Below are 16,589 nucleotides of genomic sequence, written 5' to 3' on the forward strand. Positions count from 1 at the left end.
GTTATGCCTCAACTCCTGCTGCGGCCGGCGCAGTCTCGGCAGGGGCGCTGGTGCGCCCGCCGCGACGCGGACGGTCGTTACGCTCACGCGACGGCTTGGTGTTCGCCTGCTCGCGAGCGAGTTCCTTGTTCGTGATGTCGCCCTTGTAGATCCACACCTTGACACCGATGCGACCGAACGTGGTCTTGGCCTCGTAGAAGCCGTAGTCGATGTTGGCGCGGAGCGTGTGCAGCGGCACACGACCCTCGCGGTAGAACTCCGAGCGGCTCATCTCAGCGCCGCCGAGACGGCCGGACACCTGGATGCGGACACCCTTGGCGCCAGCGCGCTGGGCGCCCTGCAGGCCCTTGCGCATCGCGCGGCGGAATGCCACGCGTGCGGAGAGCTGCTCGGCGATGCCCTGAGCGACGAGCTGAGCGTCGGCCTCGGGGTTCTTGACCTCGAGGATGTTCAGCTGGATCTGCTTGCCCGTGAGCTTCTCGAGGTCGGCGCGGATGCGCTCGGCCTCGGCCCCACGACGACCGATCACGATGCCCGGGCGGGCGGTGTGGATGTCGACGCGGACGCGGTCACGGGTGCGCTCGATCTCGATGCGCGAAACACCCGCGCGGTCGAGCGACGTCTGCAGCAGACGACGGATCTTGACGTCCTCGGCGAGGTAGTCGCTGTAACGCTGACCCGGCTTGGTGCTGTCCGAGAACCACCGCGACACGTGGTCGGTGGTGATGCCCAGACGGAAGCCGTATGGATTGACTTTCTGACCCATTACTTGCTCGCCTTCTTCGTAGCCTTGGCAGCTTCCGCCTCATCCGGCGTCGCGAGGACGATCGTGATGTGGCTGGTGCGCTTGTTGATGCGGAAGGCCCGGCCCTGTGCACGCGGCTGGAAGCGCTTGAGGGTCGTGCCCTCGTCAACGAATGCGCTGCTCACGTACAGGTCCTGCTCGTCCAGATAGGTGTTCGACTGGTCGGCCTTGACTCGCGCGTTGGCGATCGCCGAGGCGACGAGCTTGTACACCGGCTCGCTCGCACCCTGCGGGGCGAACTTCAGGATGGCCAGGGCCTCCTGTGCCTGCTTGCCGCGAATCAGGTTGACGACGCGACGAGCCTTCTGGGGGGTCACGCGGATGTGTCGCACGCGTGCGATCGACTCCACCATTTCTCTCCTCCTTACGTCACCGCGTTAGCGGCGACGACCCTTCTTGTCGTCCTTCACGTGTCCACGGAAGGTGCGGGTGGGAGCAAACTCACCGAGCTTGTGCCCAACCATGGTCTCGGTGACGAACACCGGGATGTGCTTGCGACCGTCGTGCACCGCGATGGTGTGGCCCAGCATGGCCGGGACGATCATCGAGCGGCGCGACCAGGTCTTGATCACGTTCTTGCTGTTGGCCTCGTTCGCGGCGACAACCTTGCGAAGCAGGTGGTCGTCGACGAAGGGGCCCTTTTTGAGACTGCGTGGCATCTTCTACTCCTACTTACGCTTCTTGCCGACAGTACGACGACGCACGATGAGCTTGTCGCTTTCCTTGTTCGGGTGGCGGGTGCGGCCTTCCTTCTGACCCCACGGGCTGACCGGGTGACGACCACCGGAGGTCTTGCCCTCACCACCACCGTGCGGGTGGTCGATCGGGTTCATCGCGACACCGCGGACGGTCGGGCGAACGCCCTTCCAGCGCATACGGCCTGCCTTGCCCCAGTTGATGTTCGACTGCTCGGCGTTGCCGACCTCGCCGATCGTCGCGCGGCAGCGTGCATCCACGTTGCGGATCTCACCGGACGGCAGGCGGAGCTGCGCGTACGGGCCGTCCTTGGCGACGAGACGCACGGATGCGCCGGCCGAACGGGCGAGCTTAGCGCCGCCGCCCGGCTTGAGCTCGATCGCGTGGATCACGGTACCGGTGGGGATGTTGCGCAGCGGCAGGTTGTTGCCGGGCTTGATGTCCGCGCCTGCACCCGACTCGACGATGTCGCCCTGCGACAGCTTGTTCGGGGCCAGGATGTATCGCTTGGTGCCGTCCACGAAGTGGAGCAGCGCGATGCGTGCGGTGCGGTTGGGGTCGTACTCGATGTGAGCGACCTTCGCGTTCACGCCGTCCTTGTCGTTACGACGGAAGTCGATGACGCGGTACTGGCGCTTGTGGCCACCACCGATGTGACGGGTTGTGATGCGACCCTGGTTGTTGCGGCCACCGGTCTTCGACAGCGGACGGAGGAGCGACTTCTCAGGCGTCGAGCGAGTGATCTCGGCGAAGTCGGCAACGCTCGAACCGCGACGACCGGGGGTCGTGGGCTTGTACTTACGAATAGCCATTGTCTGTTTTCCTCTAGATCCCGGCCTTAGCCAACTGCCGTGAAGATGTCGATGGAACCGGACTTCAGCGTGACGATGGCACGCTTGGTGTCCTTGCGCTTGCCGGTGCCGAACTTGGTGCGACGGGTCTTGCCCTGACGGTTCAGGGTGTTGATCGACGCGACCTGGACCTTGAAGATGCTCTCGATGGCGAGCTTGATCTCGGTCTTGTTCGAACGCGGGTCGACGAGGAAGGTGTACTTGCCCTCGTCGATCAGGCCGTAGCTCTTCTCAGAGACGACCGGGGCGATGATGATGTCGCGCGGGTCCTTGTTGACGGCCATTACGCGTTCACCTCTTCCTTGTTGGACTTCGAAGCGATGAAGCCTTCGAGCGCACCCTTGGTGAAGACGATGTCGTCACTGACGAGCACGTCGTACGCGTTGAGCTGGTCGAAGGTCAGCGTGTGGACGGTGGGGAGGTTGCGGACGCTCTTGAGGCTCACAGCGTCGTCGCGCTCGAGCACGATGAGGACGTGCTTCGAGGTGGCGACGGTGGAGAGGTACTCGGCGACGGCCTTGGTCGACGGGGTCTCGCCGAGGGCGAGCGACTCGACGGCGTGAAGGCGGCTTCCGCGGGCGCGGTCCGAGAGAGCACCGAGCAGAGCAGCGGCGATCATCTTCTTGGGGGTGCGCTGCGCGTAGCTGCGGGGCACGGGTCCATGGACGATGCCACCACCGGTCATCTGAGGGGCGCGGATCGAGCCCTGACGAGCGCGACCGGTTCCCTTCTGCTTGAACGGCTTGCGACCTGCACCGGAGACCTCACCACGACGCTTGGTCTTGTGAGTTCCCTGACGTGCGGCAGCGAGCTGCGCGACGACGACCTGGTGGATCAGCGGGATGTTGGTCTGGACGTCGAAGAGCTCGGCGGGAAGCTCGACAGAGCCCGCCTTCTTGCCCTTGACATCGAGAACGTCAATCGAGGTAGCCATACGACTAGGCCCCCTTCACTGCGTTGCGGACGAAAACGATGCGGCCACGAGCACCGGGAACGGCGCCCTTGACCAGCAGGAGGCCCTTCTCTGCGTCGACGGCCTGCACCTTGAGGTTCAGGACAGTCACGCGCTCGCCACCCATGCGACCAGCCATGCGCATGCCCTTGAAGACACGGCTCGGGGTCGAGGAGGCGCCGATGGAACCCGGCTTGCGGTGGTTGCGGTGCGCACCGTGCGAAGCGGAGACACCCTTGAAGTTGTGGCGCTTCATGACACCGGCGAAGCCCTTACCCTTCGACGTTCCGACGACGTCGACCAGCTGGCCGGCCTCGAAGGTCGCGTCGACGGTGAGCTCCTGGCCGGCCGAGTACTCGGCGGCGTCCGCGGTGCGGACCTCGGTGAGGTGACGGCGCGGCGTGACGCCGGCCTTGTCGAAGTGGCCTGCGGACGGCTTGTTGACCTTGCGCGGGTCGATCTGGCCGTACGCGATCTGGACGGCGTTGTAGCCGTCGACCTCTGGGGTGCGGACCTGGGTCACGACGTTCGGCGTGATCTCGATGACGGTCACGGGAATGAGCTTGTTGTTCTCATCCCAGACCTGGGTCATTCCGAGCTTCTTGCCGAGGAGGCCACGGGAGGTCTTGGTTTCGATGTTCGACATGGCACTCCCCCTTAGAGCTTGATCTCGATGTTGACGTCGGCGGGCAGGTCGAGACGCATGAGCGAGTCGACGGCCTTCGGGGTCGGGTCGATGATGTCGATCAGCCGCTTGTGCGTGCGCATTTCGAAGTGCTCGCGGCTGTCCTTGTACTTGTGGGGAGAACGGATGACACACACCACGTTCTTCTCGGTGGGAAGGGGCACTGGGCCGACGACGGTAGCGCCTGCACGGGTAACCGTGTCGACGATCTTGCGCGCCGAGGTGTCGATGACCTCGTGGTCATACGACTTAAGCCGAATGCGGATCTTCTGTCCCGCCATGTCTGACTCACTCTCTTGTTATGGCGTCGTACGAGACCGGCTCTCGAGAGAACTTGCCTCGCATTGGACGCGGATGCGACGAACGCTTGTTGGGGAACGCCACTATTCTTCTGTCAACTCACCGACCCCCGCGCTCGGGCGTGTCACCCGTGCCGAGGACATGGGGGACCCCTTGTCCTCGAGGTTGTCGATTAAGCTTTGCTCTTCTACCCGCGGCCTAACCATCTTCCGCACACGGTCTGACGACCTCGCGGTGGGCTATGCACTGCCTGGCAGTGATCCGTTCGGAGCACACGTGAGCGCACTCGTTCCGAAATGTTGAACTAGACAAGTTTGCCAGACTCTCGCCCAAGCTGCAACCCGGGCGTGTCGCGGGCGCGTCGCGGGGTGCCGGGCGGGCCGTTTCAGTGCCCGCCTGCCCGCACGATCACGTCGACGGCGAGCGCGACGACGACGATCCCGACCAGCAGATCTGTCCACGTCGCGAGCGCCTCCTGGGCGTTCTTGCCCTTCTTCGGCACATGCATGATCCCGGCGATCAACAGGAAGACGCCGCCCGCGATCCCCGCGGGCAGCGCCCATCCGGGCACGAGTGCCAGCAGCCCGGCGACGCCCATGCCGATGTTGGCCGTACCGAGCTCGCGGGTGAGCTGCTTCTCCTGCACGCTCGGGGCGGTGGAGCCGAGGATCTCGGTGGTCGGACCCCGGCCGGAGACCTGGGCGACACCCGCGACGAGGAGCCGCGTTCCAACGCCCCAGAACACCCACCACTTGCCGAACACCAGGACGGGATCTCCCCCTGCGACCGCGAGCTCGATCGCGCCGCAGACGACCGGCAGCGCGATCGTCTGCGCGATGACCAGCACGAAGTAGCCCATGGATCACGACGGTAGCGCCGTGAGGCCCGCGCGCGCCAGTAGCGGACCGAGGCGATCCGCCCGGCGCGCGGTGCCCCATCCCCAGCGGACCACGCGCATCCCGGTCACCCGCTCGATCGCACGCTCGCGGGCCACCTGGTCGCGGAGGACCTGCATCGGCGACCTGGCCCCGCGCATCCTCTGGTCGGTGAGCTTGACGTCGCCGTCCGCCTCGCCCAGGACGCCGTGCTCCGGCCAGGCGAAGTCGACCCGCACAGTGCCACTCGGAAGCTCGACGCGATGCTGCAGCTCGGGCGGCGGGAGACCGACGATGCTCATGACGACTCTGCTGACCGACTCGATGGGACTCTCCGCGCGGCCGTCGGCGAAGGCCGCGACGTCGAGCGCCCGCTCCCGCCCGCGCAGGTCTGGGAGGCGCGCGGCCGCCCTCTCGATCGTCTCCGGCGTCGCCAGGGGAGTCCGCTCACCGAAGGCGCCCGCCGCGACGGCGTGGTCGGCCGCGACCACTCCGCCCAGGAAGGAGCCTATGGCCGCGAGGTCGGCCACGGTCGCTGCCACCGAGGTCGCCGCCAGACCGCGGCGCACGATGGTGGCGTCCTCGGCGCGAGCGGGGTGCTCCACGATGCCGCGCCAGGCGCGGTCAGCGACCAATGGACGGCCCAGGATGTGGATGGTGGACGGAGGAGGCCCGAGCGACGGCAGCCCGTGGACGGCCGCTGCCGACCAGTGGCTGAAGACAGGAACCGTCGGCCTGATCGCCGCGAAGGTGCGTAATCGGGCCAGGTAGTCGGCCGCTGCGGCGGCGCGAACGCGCGAGGCGGTTCGTGCCGACTCGTCCGGATCGACGAGTCTTCTGATGCGAGAGGGCATGGCTGCGATGGACATGCATCCAGCATCCGGTGGGCGGCCTCGAGGAGGGCCCGGTTCAGGGGATCGGTGGAGAAGTCGCGGGTGTGGAGAAATACGCCCCCGACGCGAGGAGCGGGGCCCGGCTGTGCGCCGGAGCCCCGCTCGGGTGACGCCTCGCACCGTCACCCCGTGCTAGTGCCAATGGGACCGCTTACGCGACTCCCGAACTTTCCGTCCGAATGCCTGTCTGCGGGTTGGCCTGGTTTGCGAGGTCATGGATATCCATACGCTCTCCCTTCATCGACGGAACCGTCCGGTTGAAACGGTGTCCTCATTCTGCGCTTCGGCCAGCGGGAGGTAAACCCCCTGGAGGAAACGCCCAGTGGGCTCCCCAGGCACGGTCAGGCCGCCTCTCCGCGGCGTCGGCGCATCCAGAGCAGGAATGCCAGCCCGATGGCCACCAGGGCGGCTCCGCCGACGACAGGGGCCGTCACGTCGCTGCCTGTCGCCGCCAGCCCGACCGACGGTCCTCCCGCGACCGTGGTGGTCGTCGTCGAGTTCACCGGCGTGCAGTGCGTCGACGGCGGCGGATAGGTGACGGTGGATGCGGTCGTCGGGTTGATGCGCACCTCGACCACTGCGTCCGTCCTCACGTCGTAGAACGGCGCGGCCGGGTCGAGCACCCAGGTGCCGTCGCCGAGCTGGCGCCAGCCCGGCCACGCGTTGCCTTTGCCGGACGCATCCACCCCGGCACCTGGCCAGAGCTGTGTTCCTGAGATGGCCTGGCCGTTCGCCCAGGTGGGCGGAACCGGCACGTAGCTCACCTGCGCGGCGCCGTCCGCGAGGATGGCCGCCTCGTCACCGGCCGGGATGGACGGATCGTGCGCGGCGAACTTCGCCGGCGACCACCAGATGAGGGCGATGGTCGGACTGCTGGTGAGGTTGTACGGCGTGATCGAGTACGACACGACGGGCGCGTCGTTCACGCAGAGCGCCTGCGCAGTCACGGCGATGGACTTCACCGGGGTGGTGTCCGTCGAGCAGTTGTCGGACGGGTTCGTGTCCGGCTCCGTGCTCGAGACGCACGCTCGGTTGTCGATGGCGGGGATCGGGCCGCCTGACGGCGGGCCGCTCAGCGTGCCGACGTCGGCGGTGAAGGTCAGCGTCGCGCTCGCACCCGCAGCGAAGGTTCCGCTGTATGCGATCAAGACGACGCCGCCGGTGATGGAGGCCGTCCAGCCGGGAGGCGCGACCAGCGAGCCGGGCACGTACGTGATGCCCGCGGGGAGTGGGTCACTCACGGACACTCCGGTCGCCGCATCCTGGCCGTGGTTGGCGACGACCAACTGGTACGCGATCGTCTCCCCCTCGTTGGAGTCGACGGGCGCTCCCTGACCTCCGGTCGGCGTGGAGTGCGTCTTGACGATGCTCAGGTCGACGGACGGGACCTGGTGATGCGTCTGACACTCGGCGGGAAGCTCGGTCGACGGATTCGGGTAGCCCTGCGGGACGCAGTTGCCGCCAGGGGGTGTCGTCACCACGTTGTGCAGGAGCACGCCCGCCGCCGTCGGGTCGACCTTCACCGAGTACGAGACCGTCTTGGTCTGCCCTACCGCGAGGCCGCCGATCGCCCAGAGGAGGTGGTCTCCCTGCCGCGTCAGCGCCGGGTCGAGCGGCTCGACGAGCGTCGCGTGATCGAGCACGGCGCTCAGGTCGTCGTCCGCCTGGACAAGCATGGGGCTGCCTACGGGCGCATCCGATGGGTTGGATGCGGTGAGTGTGTACGTGATCGTCTGACCGGCCTGCACGGTGGAACCGCTCGCCGGATCCGACGACTTGACCAGCGACCAGCCGGGCACGGGATGATCGGTGGTGCAGCTCTCCGCGCACTCGCCACCCGGTGGGACGAGCAGGACGTTGACGATGTGCGCATCCCGAGCGTCGGCGTTCACCGTCACGGAGTATGTGAGCACGAGCTCGTCGTCGAAGTTCGTGATCGTCCACACGAGGCCGGTTCCGACGATCTCGGCCGTGCCCTGGGACGGGACGATCGAGCCGGTGAGCGTCGCGTTGCCGAGCACGCCGGAGAGATCGTCGGTGATGACGAGCGACGACGGCAGGCGTCCGCCCGTGAACTGCACGTGCAGGGCGTAGTCGATGACGTCACCGGGATGCACGACCGTCCCGGACGCGGGATCGCTCGTCTTCCACACGGACCAGTTGGCGGGCTGTTCGCGGTTCACCACGACGCACCGGGTCGTCTGGTTGCTGGGAACGGAGACGCGGAAGCCGTTCACGCCCACGTTGGCGACCGTGCCGTCCGCGTAGGTGCAGACGGCGTTCAGGCCGCCCTGAGGAGAGAGTGTGTATCCGCTCTGCTGGGTCTCGGTGACCGTGACAGGAACGGACGCCGTGTTGGCCGGGATGCTCAGGGAGTATGTCACCGAGCCTGTGCCGTCGGTGGTGAGCGTCTGGGTGGCGAACGGCAACCCGGTGCTGAGCGCGGTGAACGTCCATCCTGCCGGCGTCGTGTCGATGACCGTGCCGTTCGCGTCTGCGATGTTCTTGACGACGATCAGCTTGCCCGTGGTCGATCCGCCCGACGGCGGCGAGCTGGGGCTCGGGCTCGGGCTCGGCGACGGCACCGTCGCGCGCGGAGCGCTCGCTGGCGGAGGAGCCGCTGGGGCAGGTGCGGTGGACGGCGCGGGGTCGGGAGCCGCCTGTGGTGCAGCCTGTGGTGCGGCCGCGGCGGGCGACGGATCCGGCGCCGGGCTCGGAGCAGGATCGGCAGGCGTCGAGGCGTCCGGAGGCGTGGATGCTTCCGGAGCGGGTGCGGGAGCGGGAGCGCTGTCCGCGGGCGCAGTGGCCGGCGCCGGCGTCGCTGCGTCGGCGGCGGGGGCCGCCGTGCTGGTCGCGCTCGGACCCGCGGGCGTCGGTTCTGCGGCGTTGGCCGGAGCGGCGACCCCGGCGATGGCCAGGGCGATCGCGAGAGTCGGGGCGGCGAGGCGACCGACCCAGGTGCGAGTCAGAGAGAACGGCGAGCGAGAATTGCCGTCGTCGGCGGGTGGATGCGTGTCACGTCGCATGGTCGAGACCCCCTTGTCAGTGCGACCGTTACCCCAGAGTCGGGTACTGAGGTTTGCTCAGTTTATGTCACACGCGGCGTGTTGTCTCGCTTAAGTGACTAATTCTCACTATTATTCCGTGCCCCGTTGGAGGGACGCAAAAAGGGGCCGGACCTTTCGGTCCAGCCCCTTTTCGAGCAGTCGAAGAAGACTACTTGATGATCTTCGTGACCGTTCCAGCGCCCACGGTGCGGCCACCCTCACGGATGGCGAAGCCGAGGCCCTCCTCCATAGCGATCGGCTGGATCAGCTCGACCGTCATGTCGGTGGTGTCGCCGGGCATGACCATCTCGGTGCCCTCGGGCAGCGTGATGACGCCGGTGACGTCGGTGGTGCGGAAGTAGAACTGCGGACGGTAGTTCGCGTAGAACGGGTTGTGACGCCCACCCTCATCCTTGGACAGGATGTACGCGGTGCCCTCGAAGTTCGTGTGCGGCGTGACCGAACCCGGCTTGACGACGACCTGACCGCGCTCGACGTCCTCACGCTTGGTTCCACGGAGGAGCAGACCACAGTTCTCGCCGGCCCATGCCTCGTCGAGCTGCTTGTGGAACATCTCGATACCGGTGACCGTGGTCTTCTGCGTCGGGCGGATGCCGACGATCTCGACCTCGGAGTTGATAGCGAGGGTTCCACGCTCGGCGCGGCCCGTGACGACGGTTCCACGACCGGTGATCGTGAAGACGTCCTCGATCGGCATCAGGAACGGCTTGTCCTTGTCGCGCACCGGGTCGGGGATGGAGTTGTCGACGGCGTCCATGAGCTCGACGATCGACTCGACCCACTTCTCGTCGCCCTCGAGAGCCTTGAGGCCCGAGACGCGAACGACAGGTGCGTTGTCGCCATCGAAGTCCTGGCTCGACAGCAGCTCGCGAACCTCGAGCTCGACGAGCTCCAGGATCTCCTCGTCGTCGACCATGTCGGACTTGTTGAGCGCGACCAGCAGGTACGGAACGCCGACCTGCTTCGCGAGCAGCACGTGCTCACGGGTCTGCGCCATCGGGCCGTCGGTAGCGGCGACCACGAGGATCGCGCCGTCCATCTGAGCGGCACCGGTGATCATGTTCTTGATGTAGTCGGCGTGCCCAGGGGCGTCAACGTGCGCGTAGTGGCGCTTCGGGGTCTCGTACTCGACGTGCGAGATGTTGATCGTGATACCGCGCTGACGCTCTTCCGGAGCCGAGTCGATCGACGCGAAGTCGCGCTGAACGTTGGTCGCCGACGGGTACTTGTCAGCAAGCACCTTGGAGATCGCCGCGGTGAGCGTCGTCTTTCCGTGGTCGACGTGACCGATGGTTCCGATGTTGACGTGCGGCTTAGTCCGCTCGAACTTGGCCTTAGCCACTGGGTCCTCCTCAGGACTCTCGTGTAGAAGCCCCGGCCGATGGTTTCCGGCCGGCAACTCTACGGGATTGTTTATCTATGTTACGGGATACTGCTAAAGGAGGGTGACCGGAGTCACTCGCCCTTGTTCTTCTGGACGATCTCGTCGGCAACAGCCTTCGGAACCTCCGCGTAGCTGTCGAAGGTCATCGAGTAGACCGCACGGCCCGAGGTCTTCGACCGCAGGTCGCCGATGTACCCGAACATCTCCGACAGCGGAACGTTCGCGCGGATAACCTTGACCCCGCTCGCGTCCTCCATCGACTGGATCTGACCACGTCGTGAGTTGAGGTCACCGATCACATCGCCCATGTACTCTTCCGGCGTGCGAACCTCGACCGCCATCAGCGGCTCGAGGAGCACAGGGTTCGCCTTGCGCGCAGCCTCTTTGTAGGCCATCGAGCCGGCGATCTTGAACGCCATCTCCGAGGAGTCGACGTCGTGCGAAGCGCCATCCACGAGGGTGGCCTTGACACCCACTGTCGGGAAGCCGGCGAGAACACCCACCTGCATCGCGTCCTGGATACCGTGGTCGACCGACGGGATGTACTCGCGCGGAACGCGGCCACCGCTCACAGCGTTGACGAACTCGTAGCTCGTCTCCGGGGTGACGTCCATCGGCTCGATCGTGATCTGGATCTTGGCGAACTGGCCAGAACCACCGGTCTGCTTCTTGTGCGTGTAGTCGTACTTCTCGACGGCGCGGCGGATCGTCTCGCGGTAGGCCACCTGGGGCTTTCCGACGTTCGCCTCGACGTTGAACTCGCGCTTCATGCGGTCGACCAGGATGTCGAGGTGGAGTTCGCCCATTCCCTTGATGACCGTCTGACCGGTCTCCTGGTTCTGCTCGGTGCGGAACGTCGGGTCTTCCTCGGCGAGCTTCTGGATCGCGGTGCCCAGCTTCTCCTGGTCGGCCTTGGTCTTCGGCTCGATGGCGACCTCGATGACGGGCTCGGGGAACGTCATCGACTCGAGGACGACCTGGTTATCCGGGTCGCACAGGGTGTCGCCGGTGGTGGTGTCCTTGAGACCGATCACGGCGTAGATGTTGCCGGCGGTGACGAAGTCGACCGGGTTCTCCTTGTTGGCGTGCATCTGGAAGATCTTCCCGATGCGCTCCTTCTTGCCCTTGGTCGAGTTGATGACGCCCGCACCGCTGTCGACACGGCCGGAGTACACGCGCACGTAGGTCAGGCGACCGAAGAACGGGTGGACGGCGACCTTGAAGGCCAGAGCCGAGAACGGCTCGGTGGCGTCGGCGTGGCGAAGGATGACCTTCTCCTCGTCGCGCGGGTCGTGTGCCTCGATGGCCGGCACGTCGAGCGGCGACGGAAGGAAGTCGATCACGGCGTCGAGCATCGGCTGAACGCCACGGTTCTTGAACGCGGAACCGCAGAGGACCGGGTAGATCTCGCTGTTGATCGTGAGCTGGCGGATGGCGCCCTTGATCTCTGCGATCGTGAGCTCCTCACCGCCGAAGAACTTCTCGAGCAGTGCGTCGTCGGTCTCGGCGACGGTCTCGAGCAGGGCCTGGCGGTACTCCTTGGCCTTGTCGACCAGGTCGGCCGGGATCTCCTCGACGGCGTACTTGGCGCCCATCTGCACGTCACCCTTGGCGTCTCCACGCCAGGTCAGGGCACGCATCTCGATGAGGTCGACGACGCCCTCGAAGTTCGACTCGGAGCCGATCGGGAGCTGCAGCACCAGCGGCTTGGCGCCGAGGCGGCTGACGATGGTGTCGACCGTGTAGTAGAAGTCGGCGCCGAGCTTGTCCATCTTGTTGACGAAGCAGATGCGCGGGACGTTGTACTTGTCGGCCTGACGCCAGACGGTCTCGGACTGGGGCTCGACGCCCTCCTTGCCGTCGAAGACGGCGACAGCGCCGTCGAGGACGCGGAGCGAACGCTCCACCTCGACGGTGAAGTCCACGTGACCCGGGGTGTCGATGATGTTGATCTGGTTCTTGTTCCAGAAACAGGTGACGGCCGCGGACGTGATGGTGATGCCGCGCTCCTTCTCCTGCTCCATCCAGTCGGTCGTCGAGGCGCCGTCGTGGGTCTCGCCGATCTTGTGGTTGACGCCCGTGTAGAACAGGATGCGCTCGGTCGTAGTGGTCTTGCCGGCATCGATGTGGGCCATGATGCCGATGTTGCGGACCTTGTTCAGGTCGGTGAGCACGTCCTGTGCCACAGGGTTCCTCCGAAAAGTAGAAAGTTGAAGGGGTGCCGGCCCGGGTGGGGCACTCCGTGGAGTACAACACCCGGACCGGCCTGGTAATGCCCGAAACCGGGATTACCAGCGAGCCTGGACTACCAGCGGTAGTGCGCGAAGGCCTTGTTCGACTCGGCCATCTTGTGCGTGTCCTCGCGACGCTTCACAGCGGCGCCGAGACCGTTCGACGCGTCGAGGATCTCGTTGGTGAGACGCTCGGTCATCGTCTTCTCACGACGACCCTTGGCGTAGCTGGTGAGCCAGCGCAGCGCGAGCGTGTTCGCGCGGTGCGGCTTGACCTCGACGGGGACCTGGTAGGTCGAGCCGCCGACGCGGCGGCTGCGGACCTCGAGGGTCGGGCGGACGTTGTCGAGCGCCTTCTTGAGCGTGACGACTGCATCCTGACCGGACTTGGAGGCGACGCCTTCGAGCGCGTCGTACACGATGCGCTCAGCGAGGCCCTTCTTGCCGTCGAGCAGGATCTTGTTGACGAGCTGGCTGACGATCGGTGCGCCGTAGACCGGGTCTGCGACGACGGGGCGCTTGGGAGCTGGACCCTTGCGAGGCATTACTTCTTCTCCATCTTCGCGCCGTACCGGCTGCGAGCCTGCTTGCGGTTCTTGACGGCCTGGGTGTCGAGCGCGCCACGGACGATCTTGTAACGCACACCGGGGAGGTCCTTCACACGACCGCCGCGGACGAGCACCATCGAGTGCTCCTGCAGGTTGTGGCCCTCACCGGGGATGTAGGCCGTGACCTCGGTCCCGTTGGAAAGCTTGACGCGAGCCACCTTGCGAAGAGCCGAGTTCGGCTTCTTCGGGGTGGTGGTGTAGACGCGGGTGCACACGCCGCGCTGCTGGGGGTTGGCCTTCAGGGCGGGCGCCTTGGTCTTTGTGACCTTGGGGCTGCGGCCCTTCCGAACCAACTGCTGAATGGTTGGCACTGAACTTCTCCTTATATGGACTGCACGGTGACAGGTGTTGCTTCCCCAGGCCCAAGCGCGCCCTGCTGGGCGTGTCTGTTCTTGGGGGGATCGATCGACGTTCAGAAGTGTTCGTCATCGATATGCCGTGGGGGCCGGACTCCCGTGCGGTTGTCCTGCCCATCGGATGAGTACGTGCCTGCCCGCTCGCGGCAGCCATTTCTGGGCACCAGACGAGCGCGCGACAGAGCGCACACCCGATAAATCTTAGCTCGCGGGCAGCGCCCGGTCAAATGGATGCGGGTGCGTGCGGCGCGCCTGCAGCGAACATCCTCACGCCTGGGAGTATACGCAGAAGCGCGGGCATCCATCGTGGATGCCCGCGCTTCGCGGAGTGGGTCGAGGAGGCTCAGCCGCCGATGCCCTTGGCGAGCTCGCTGTCGACGTTCTGCAGAGCGTCCGCGGCCTTGGTGAGGAACTGCGACATGCCGTCGAGGCCGTTCACCGCATCCGTCGTGCCCTTGGTGAACTGCTCGTACGAGCTGTGGAAAGCTCCGGAGGCCTGGTCGGTGACGAAGCCGCCGTTGACCAGCCCGTTGACCAGGCTCTGCAGCTCGTGCAGCTTCGCGGTGATGTCGTCCTTGCCCGAGATGAGGCGGTTGGCGGCATCGGTCATCTCGCCGTACGTGACGTTCATGTTTGCCATGATGTCGTTCCCTTCGTGTTGTCCGAGAGGCCAACCCCTCGGCCGACCAGTGATGTCAAACTATCCGCGGTGGCGGGCGGAATGGAATGGGGAGCACTCCCCATCCACTCCCCTAGGCCGCGGACTCCCCGGAGCCCAGTTCTTCCCCCGCGCGCCAGAAGTTGGTCGCGCAGACGATGCCGGCGACGATCATGACCACGCCGAGCACGCCGAACACGACCGTCCATGGCAGCGCGTCCGCGACCGCCGAGCCGGACGACGTCGAGCCGACAGCCGAGGAGAGCGGCGTGAGCGCGAGCACCAGGATCACGCCGCCGAGCCCCGCCACCCAGAGGTCGAAGCGCCAGCGGTAGTCGAAGAAGCGCCAGAACCGGCGACCGGGCGCATCCACTCCCTGCTGCACCTTCCCTGTCGCCTGAGCGCGGTAGTACGAGAGCTTCTTGATGAGCGAGACGATAGCTGCGACGGTCACGCCGAAGCCGATCGAGCCGTAGATGAGCCAGTAGCGGGAGAAGTCGTTCTCGTCTCCGACGCTCGCCGGCCAGCCGCCGGTGAACCAGGAGATCACCGGAAGCCCCACCAGCAGCAGCGAGACGACGAGGCCGACGACGATCCAGAACACGTGCCAGCCGATCGGGAGCACCCGGAACCGGGAGACCATGCTCGCGGACGGCAGCACCGTGTCCGGCGGCGCAGGATTCCGCTTCATCGCGCCGCGGCGAAGCTGCTCGCCCGCGACCAGGCCGCACATGGCGAGCAGCAGGATCACGCCGGGCGTCGCGCCCATCGCGACGGCGGCGAGGCCGCGGACGCTGTCGAGCGACCCGTCGTCCTGGCCGCCTGCGACCGCGGTCATCACCAGCCCGCCGCCGACGAGCAGCACGAACGCGACAGCGGCGAGCACTCCTCCGATGATGCTCAGCACTTTGCCGAACGCCCGGTTGGATGCGGCGACCCTCTCCTGGCGCGCTGCGAGAGCCTCGCCGGTCAATCCGTCGGTCACATGGCCTCCTGTGTCTGCCGTTCCGCCCAGGTGAGCGAGTCGACGATCGCGTCGAAGAAGAGCGTGTACAGCTCGGGATCGTGGGCCGTCGGAGCGGAGACGCTGACAGTGAGCAGCCCGGTGTCCTCCGGGTACGGCACCGAGTATTCGAGATAGAGCGACGGCTCTCGCGTCTCGCCGATGACGTCGTCGCCGATCTCGCGGATGCGCGCCACTGGTCCGGTGCGCTGCTCGAGAAGCTGCGCGTCCGGGGTGGCGGCCGCCAGACGCTCGGCCAGCGGAAGGGCCGGATCGATCCCGTCCGGCCAGGCGCGGTCGCGGACGATGAGGGCGGCGGGAAGGGGGATGCCCGGCAGCACTTCGAGGGACATCCAGAACGCGGTGGCGCCGACCGCCCTCGCACGCTCGGCCGTGCTGATCAGCTCCTCGCGCGCATCCCGTCGCATCCGCGCCAGCCGGTCGTTGCGGCCGACCTGCTGCAGCACGAGAGCCCGGATGCGCTCGCGCATGGTCTCTTCGTCGGCCAGCGGGATCTCCGCCCACGTGCCGGGAAGGATGATCGAGTACGAGCCCTGGGGGGAACGGGCGGTGTAGGTCATGCCGGGACGTCCGCGGTGTGGGAGGGGGCGTCTGCGAGGGTGACGGTGAGCGTCGAGACGAGGGCCTGCACGTCGGACGCCATGTCGGTGAAGACGCCGAGGTTCTCGGCGGAGGCCACGAACTGCAAGACCTGCGCGGCGTCCGGAGGGTAGACGACGGCGACGACGCGCTCCTCCAGCTCGGCACTGCCGTCGGGGAGGGCGTGCGCGATCAGGTTGTGCGAGCCGACGAGTTCGCCCGCATCCACGGAGGAACGCCAGGTCTGGACGGCGAAGTAGCTCTGGCCGGAATCGGGCTCGACCACGGGGGCGGCCAGCGCCTCCTCATACTGGTCAGGCGAACCGACGACGGCCAGCGGGGCGAGCGAGAAGACGAGCGCTGCGCCGGCGCGGCCGATCTCCGGATACGGGATCCAGACCGCGGCGGTCATGACCGGGTTGCGCATCTCCCGGAAGCGGGAGCGCGCGAAGGCGAGTTCGTCCGCGAGTTTGGCGCGCATCCCCTGGTCGTCGACGAGTGAGGCGGCGAGCGCCGTCGCCCAGTCCGGATCGGACGCCTCCGCGAGCGGCATCGGATACCAGCGCTCCGGTGTGCCGATCCTGAAGTCGACGATGTCGCGCCGCGTTCCGTTCGCCGTCACTG

19 protein-coding genes are annotated in these 16,589 nt (G+C 66.6%); all 19 read right to left on the reverse strand.

The window, feature by feature from the left end:
* Window position 1: 1 nt before the first annotated feature.
* Window positions 2–766 carry a 30S ribosomal protein S3 gene (gene rpsC / locus ACYVGI_RS01425; RefSeq protein ID WP_055894781.1) on the reverse strand — a complete coding sequence of 255 codons (765 nt, stop codon included), beginning with the start codon at window positions 764–766 and terminating at the stop codon, window positions 2–4.
* Window positions 766–1,158 (reverse strand): 50S ribosomal protein L22, encoded by a 393-nt coding sequence (gene rplV / locus ACYVGI_RS01430; RefSeq protein WP_460630884.1) that lies wholly within the window; start codon window positions 1,156–1,158, stop codon window positions 766–768. Before rplV ends, rpsC begins: the two co-directional genes overlap by 1 nt.
* A 24-nt stretch (window positions 1,159–1,182) precedes the next feature.
* Entirely contained in the window at window positions 1,183–1,464 is a 282-nt protein-coding gene (rpsS, locus tag ACYVGI_RS01435; RefSeq protein WP_055894775.1) for a 30S ribosomal protein S19, read from the reverse strand.
* 9 nt (window positions 1,465–1,473) lie between these two features.
* A complete protein-coding gene (gene rplB / locus ACYVGI_RS01440; protein ID WP_055894771.1) occupies window positions 1,474–2,313 on the reverse strand; it encodes a 50S ribosomal protein L2 in 840 nt (279 codons plus the stop codon).
* 26 nt (window positions 2,314–2,339) lie between these two features.
* The gene (gene rplW / locus ACYVGI_RS01445) at window positions 2,340–2,636 is read right to left on the reverse strand and encodes a 50S ribosomal protein L23 (protein ID WP_055894767.1); all 297 of its coding nucleotides are present in this window, start codon (window positions 2,634–2,636) and stop codon (window positions 2,340–2,342) included.
* Complete coding sequence (gene rplD, locus ACYVGI_RS01450; protein ID WP_055894764.1) at window positions 2,636–3,286, reverse strand: 50S ribosomal protein L4; 651 nt, start codon at window positions 3,284–3,286, stop codon at window positions 2,636–2,638. The genes rplW and rplD overlap by 1 nt, the downstream gene beginning before the upstream one ends.
* A 4-nt stretch (window positions 3,287–3,290) precedes the next feature.
* Window positions 3,291–3,950, reverse strand: a complete 660-nt coding sequence (gene rplC / locus ACYVGI_RS01455) for a 50S ribosomal protein L3 (protein WP_055894761.1) — start codon at window positions 3,948–3,950, stop codon at window positions 3,291–3,293.
* An 11-nt stretch (window positions 3,951–3,961) separates the two neighbouring features.
* A complete protein-coding gene (rpsJ, locus tag ACYVGI_RS01460; protein ID WP_005050520.1) occupies window positions 3,962–4,270 on the reverse strand; it encodes a 30S ribosomal protein S10 in 309 nt (102 codons plus the stop codon).
* 404 nt (window positions 4,271–4,674) lie between these two features.
* Entirely contained in the window at window positions 4,675–5,148 is a 474-nt protein-coding gene (locus tag ACYVGI_RS01465) for a hypothetical protein (RefSeq protein ID WP_460630885.1), read from the reverse strand.
* 3 nt (window positions 5,149–5,151) lie between these two features.
* A complete protein-coding gene (locus ACYVGI_RS01470; protein WP_460630886.1) occupies window positions 5,152–6,033 on the reverse strand; it encodes a hypothetical protein in 882 nt (293 codons plus the stop codon).
* 365 nt (window positions 6,034–6,398) lie between these two features.
* A complete protein-coding gene (locus tag ACYVGI_RS01475) occupies window positions 6,399–9,083 on the reverse strand; it encodes a DUF7927 domain-containing protein (RefSeq protein ID WP_460630887.1) in 2,685 nt (894 codons plus the stop codon).
* Window positions 9,084–9,273: 190 nt separating this feature from the next.
* The gene (tuf, locus tag ACYVGI_RS01480) at window positions 9,274–10,467 is read right to left on the reverse strand and encodes an elongation factor Tu (RefSeq protein WP_055894752.1); all 1,194 of its coding nucleotides are present in this window, start codon (window positions 10,465–10,467) and stop codon (window positions 9,274–9,276) included.
* A 113-nt stretch (window positions 10,468–10,580) separates the two neighbouring features.
* Complete coding sequence (fusA, locus tag ACYVGI_RS01485; protein WP_460630888.1) at window positions 10,581–12,695, reverse strand: elongation factor G; 2,115 nt, start codon at window positions 12,693–12,695, stop codon at window positions 10,581–10,583.
* A gap of 119 nt (window positions 12,696–12,814) precedes the next feature.
* Window positions 12,815–13,285 carry a 30S ribosomal protein S7 gene (rpsG, locus tag ACYVGI_RS01490; RefSeq protein WP_055894744.1) on the reverse strand — a complete coding sequence of 157 codons (471 nt, stop codon included), beginning with the start codon at window positions 13,283–13,285 and terminating at the stop codon, window positions 12,815–12,817.
* On the reverse strand, window positions 13,285–13,659 hold the full coding sequence (gene rpsL, locus ACYVGI_RS01495) for a 30S ribosomal protein S12 (protein WP_055787040.1): 375 nt from the start codon (window positions 13,657–13,659) through the stop codon (window positions 13,285–13,287). Before rpsL ends, rpsG begins: the two co-directional genes overlap by 1 nt.
* A 388-nt stretch (window positions 13,660–14,047) precedes the next feature.
* Window positions 14,048–14,344 (reverse strand): WXG100 family type VII secretion target, encoded by a 297-nt coding sequence (locus ACYVGI_RS01500; protein WP_460630889.1) that lies wholly within the window; start codon window positions 14,342–14,344, stop codon window positions 14,048–14,050.
* A 112-nt stretch (window positions 14,345–14,456) separates the two neighbouring features.
* Window positions 14,457–15,347 (reverse strand): hypothetical protein, encoded by an 891-nt coding sequence (locus ACYVGI_RS01505; protein ID WP_460630890.1) that lies wholly within the window; start codon window positions 15,345–15,347, stop codon window positions 14,457–14,459.
* Window positions 15,344–15,946: an alpha/beta fold hydrolase gene (locus tag ACYVGI_RS01510; protein ID WP_460630891.1), complete on the reverse strand. Its 603-nt coding sequence runs from the start codon at window positions 15,944–15,946 to the stop codon at window positions 15,344–15,346. Before ACYVGI_RS01510 ends, ACYVGI_RS01505 begins: the two co-directional genes overlap by 4 nt.
* The gene (locus tag ACYVGI_RS01515) at window positions 15,943–16,587 is read right to left on the reverse strand and encodes a hypothetical protein (protein ID WP_460630892.1); all 645 of its coding nucleotides are present in this window, start codon (window positions 16,585–16,587) and stop codon (window positions 15,943–15,945) included. Before ACYVGI_RS01515 ends, ACYVGI_RS01510 begins: the two co-directional genes overlap by 4 nt.
* Window positions 16,588–16,589 lie beyond the last annotated feature (2 nt).

The sequence above is a fragment of the Leifsonia lichenia genome (assembly GCF_054780215.1).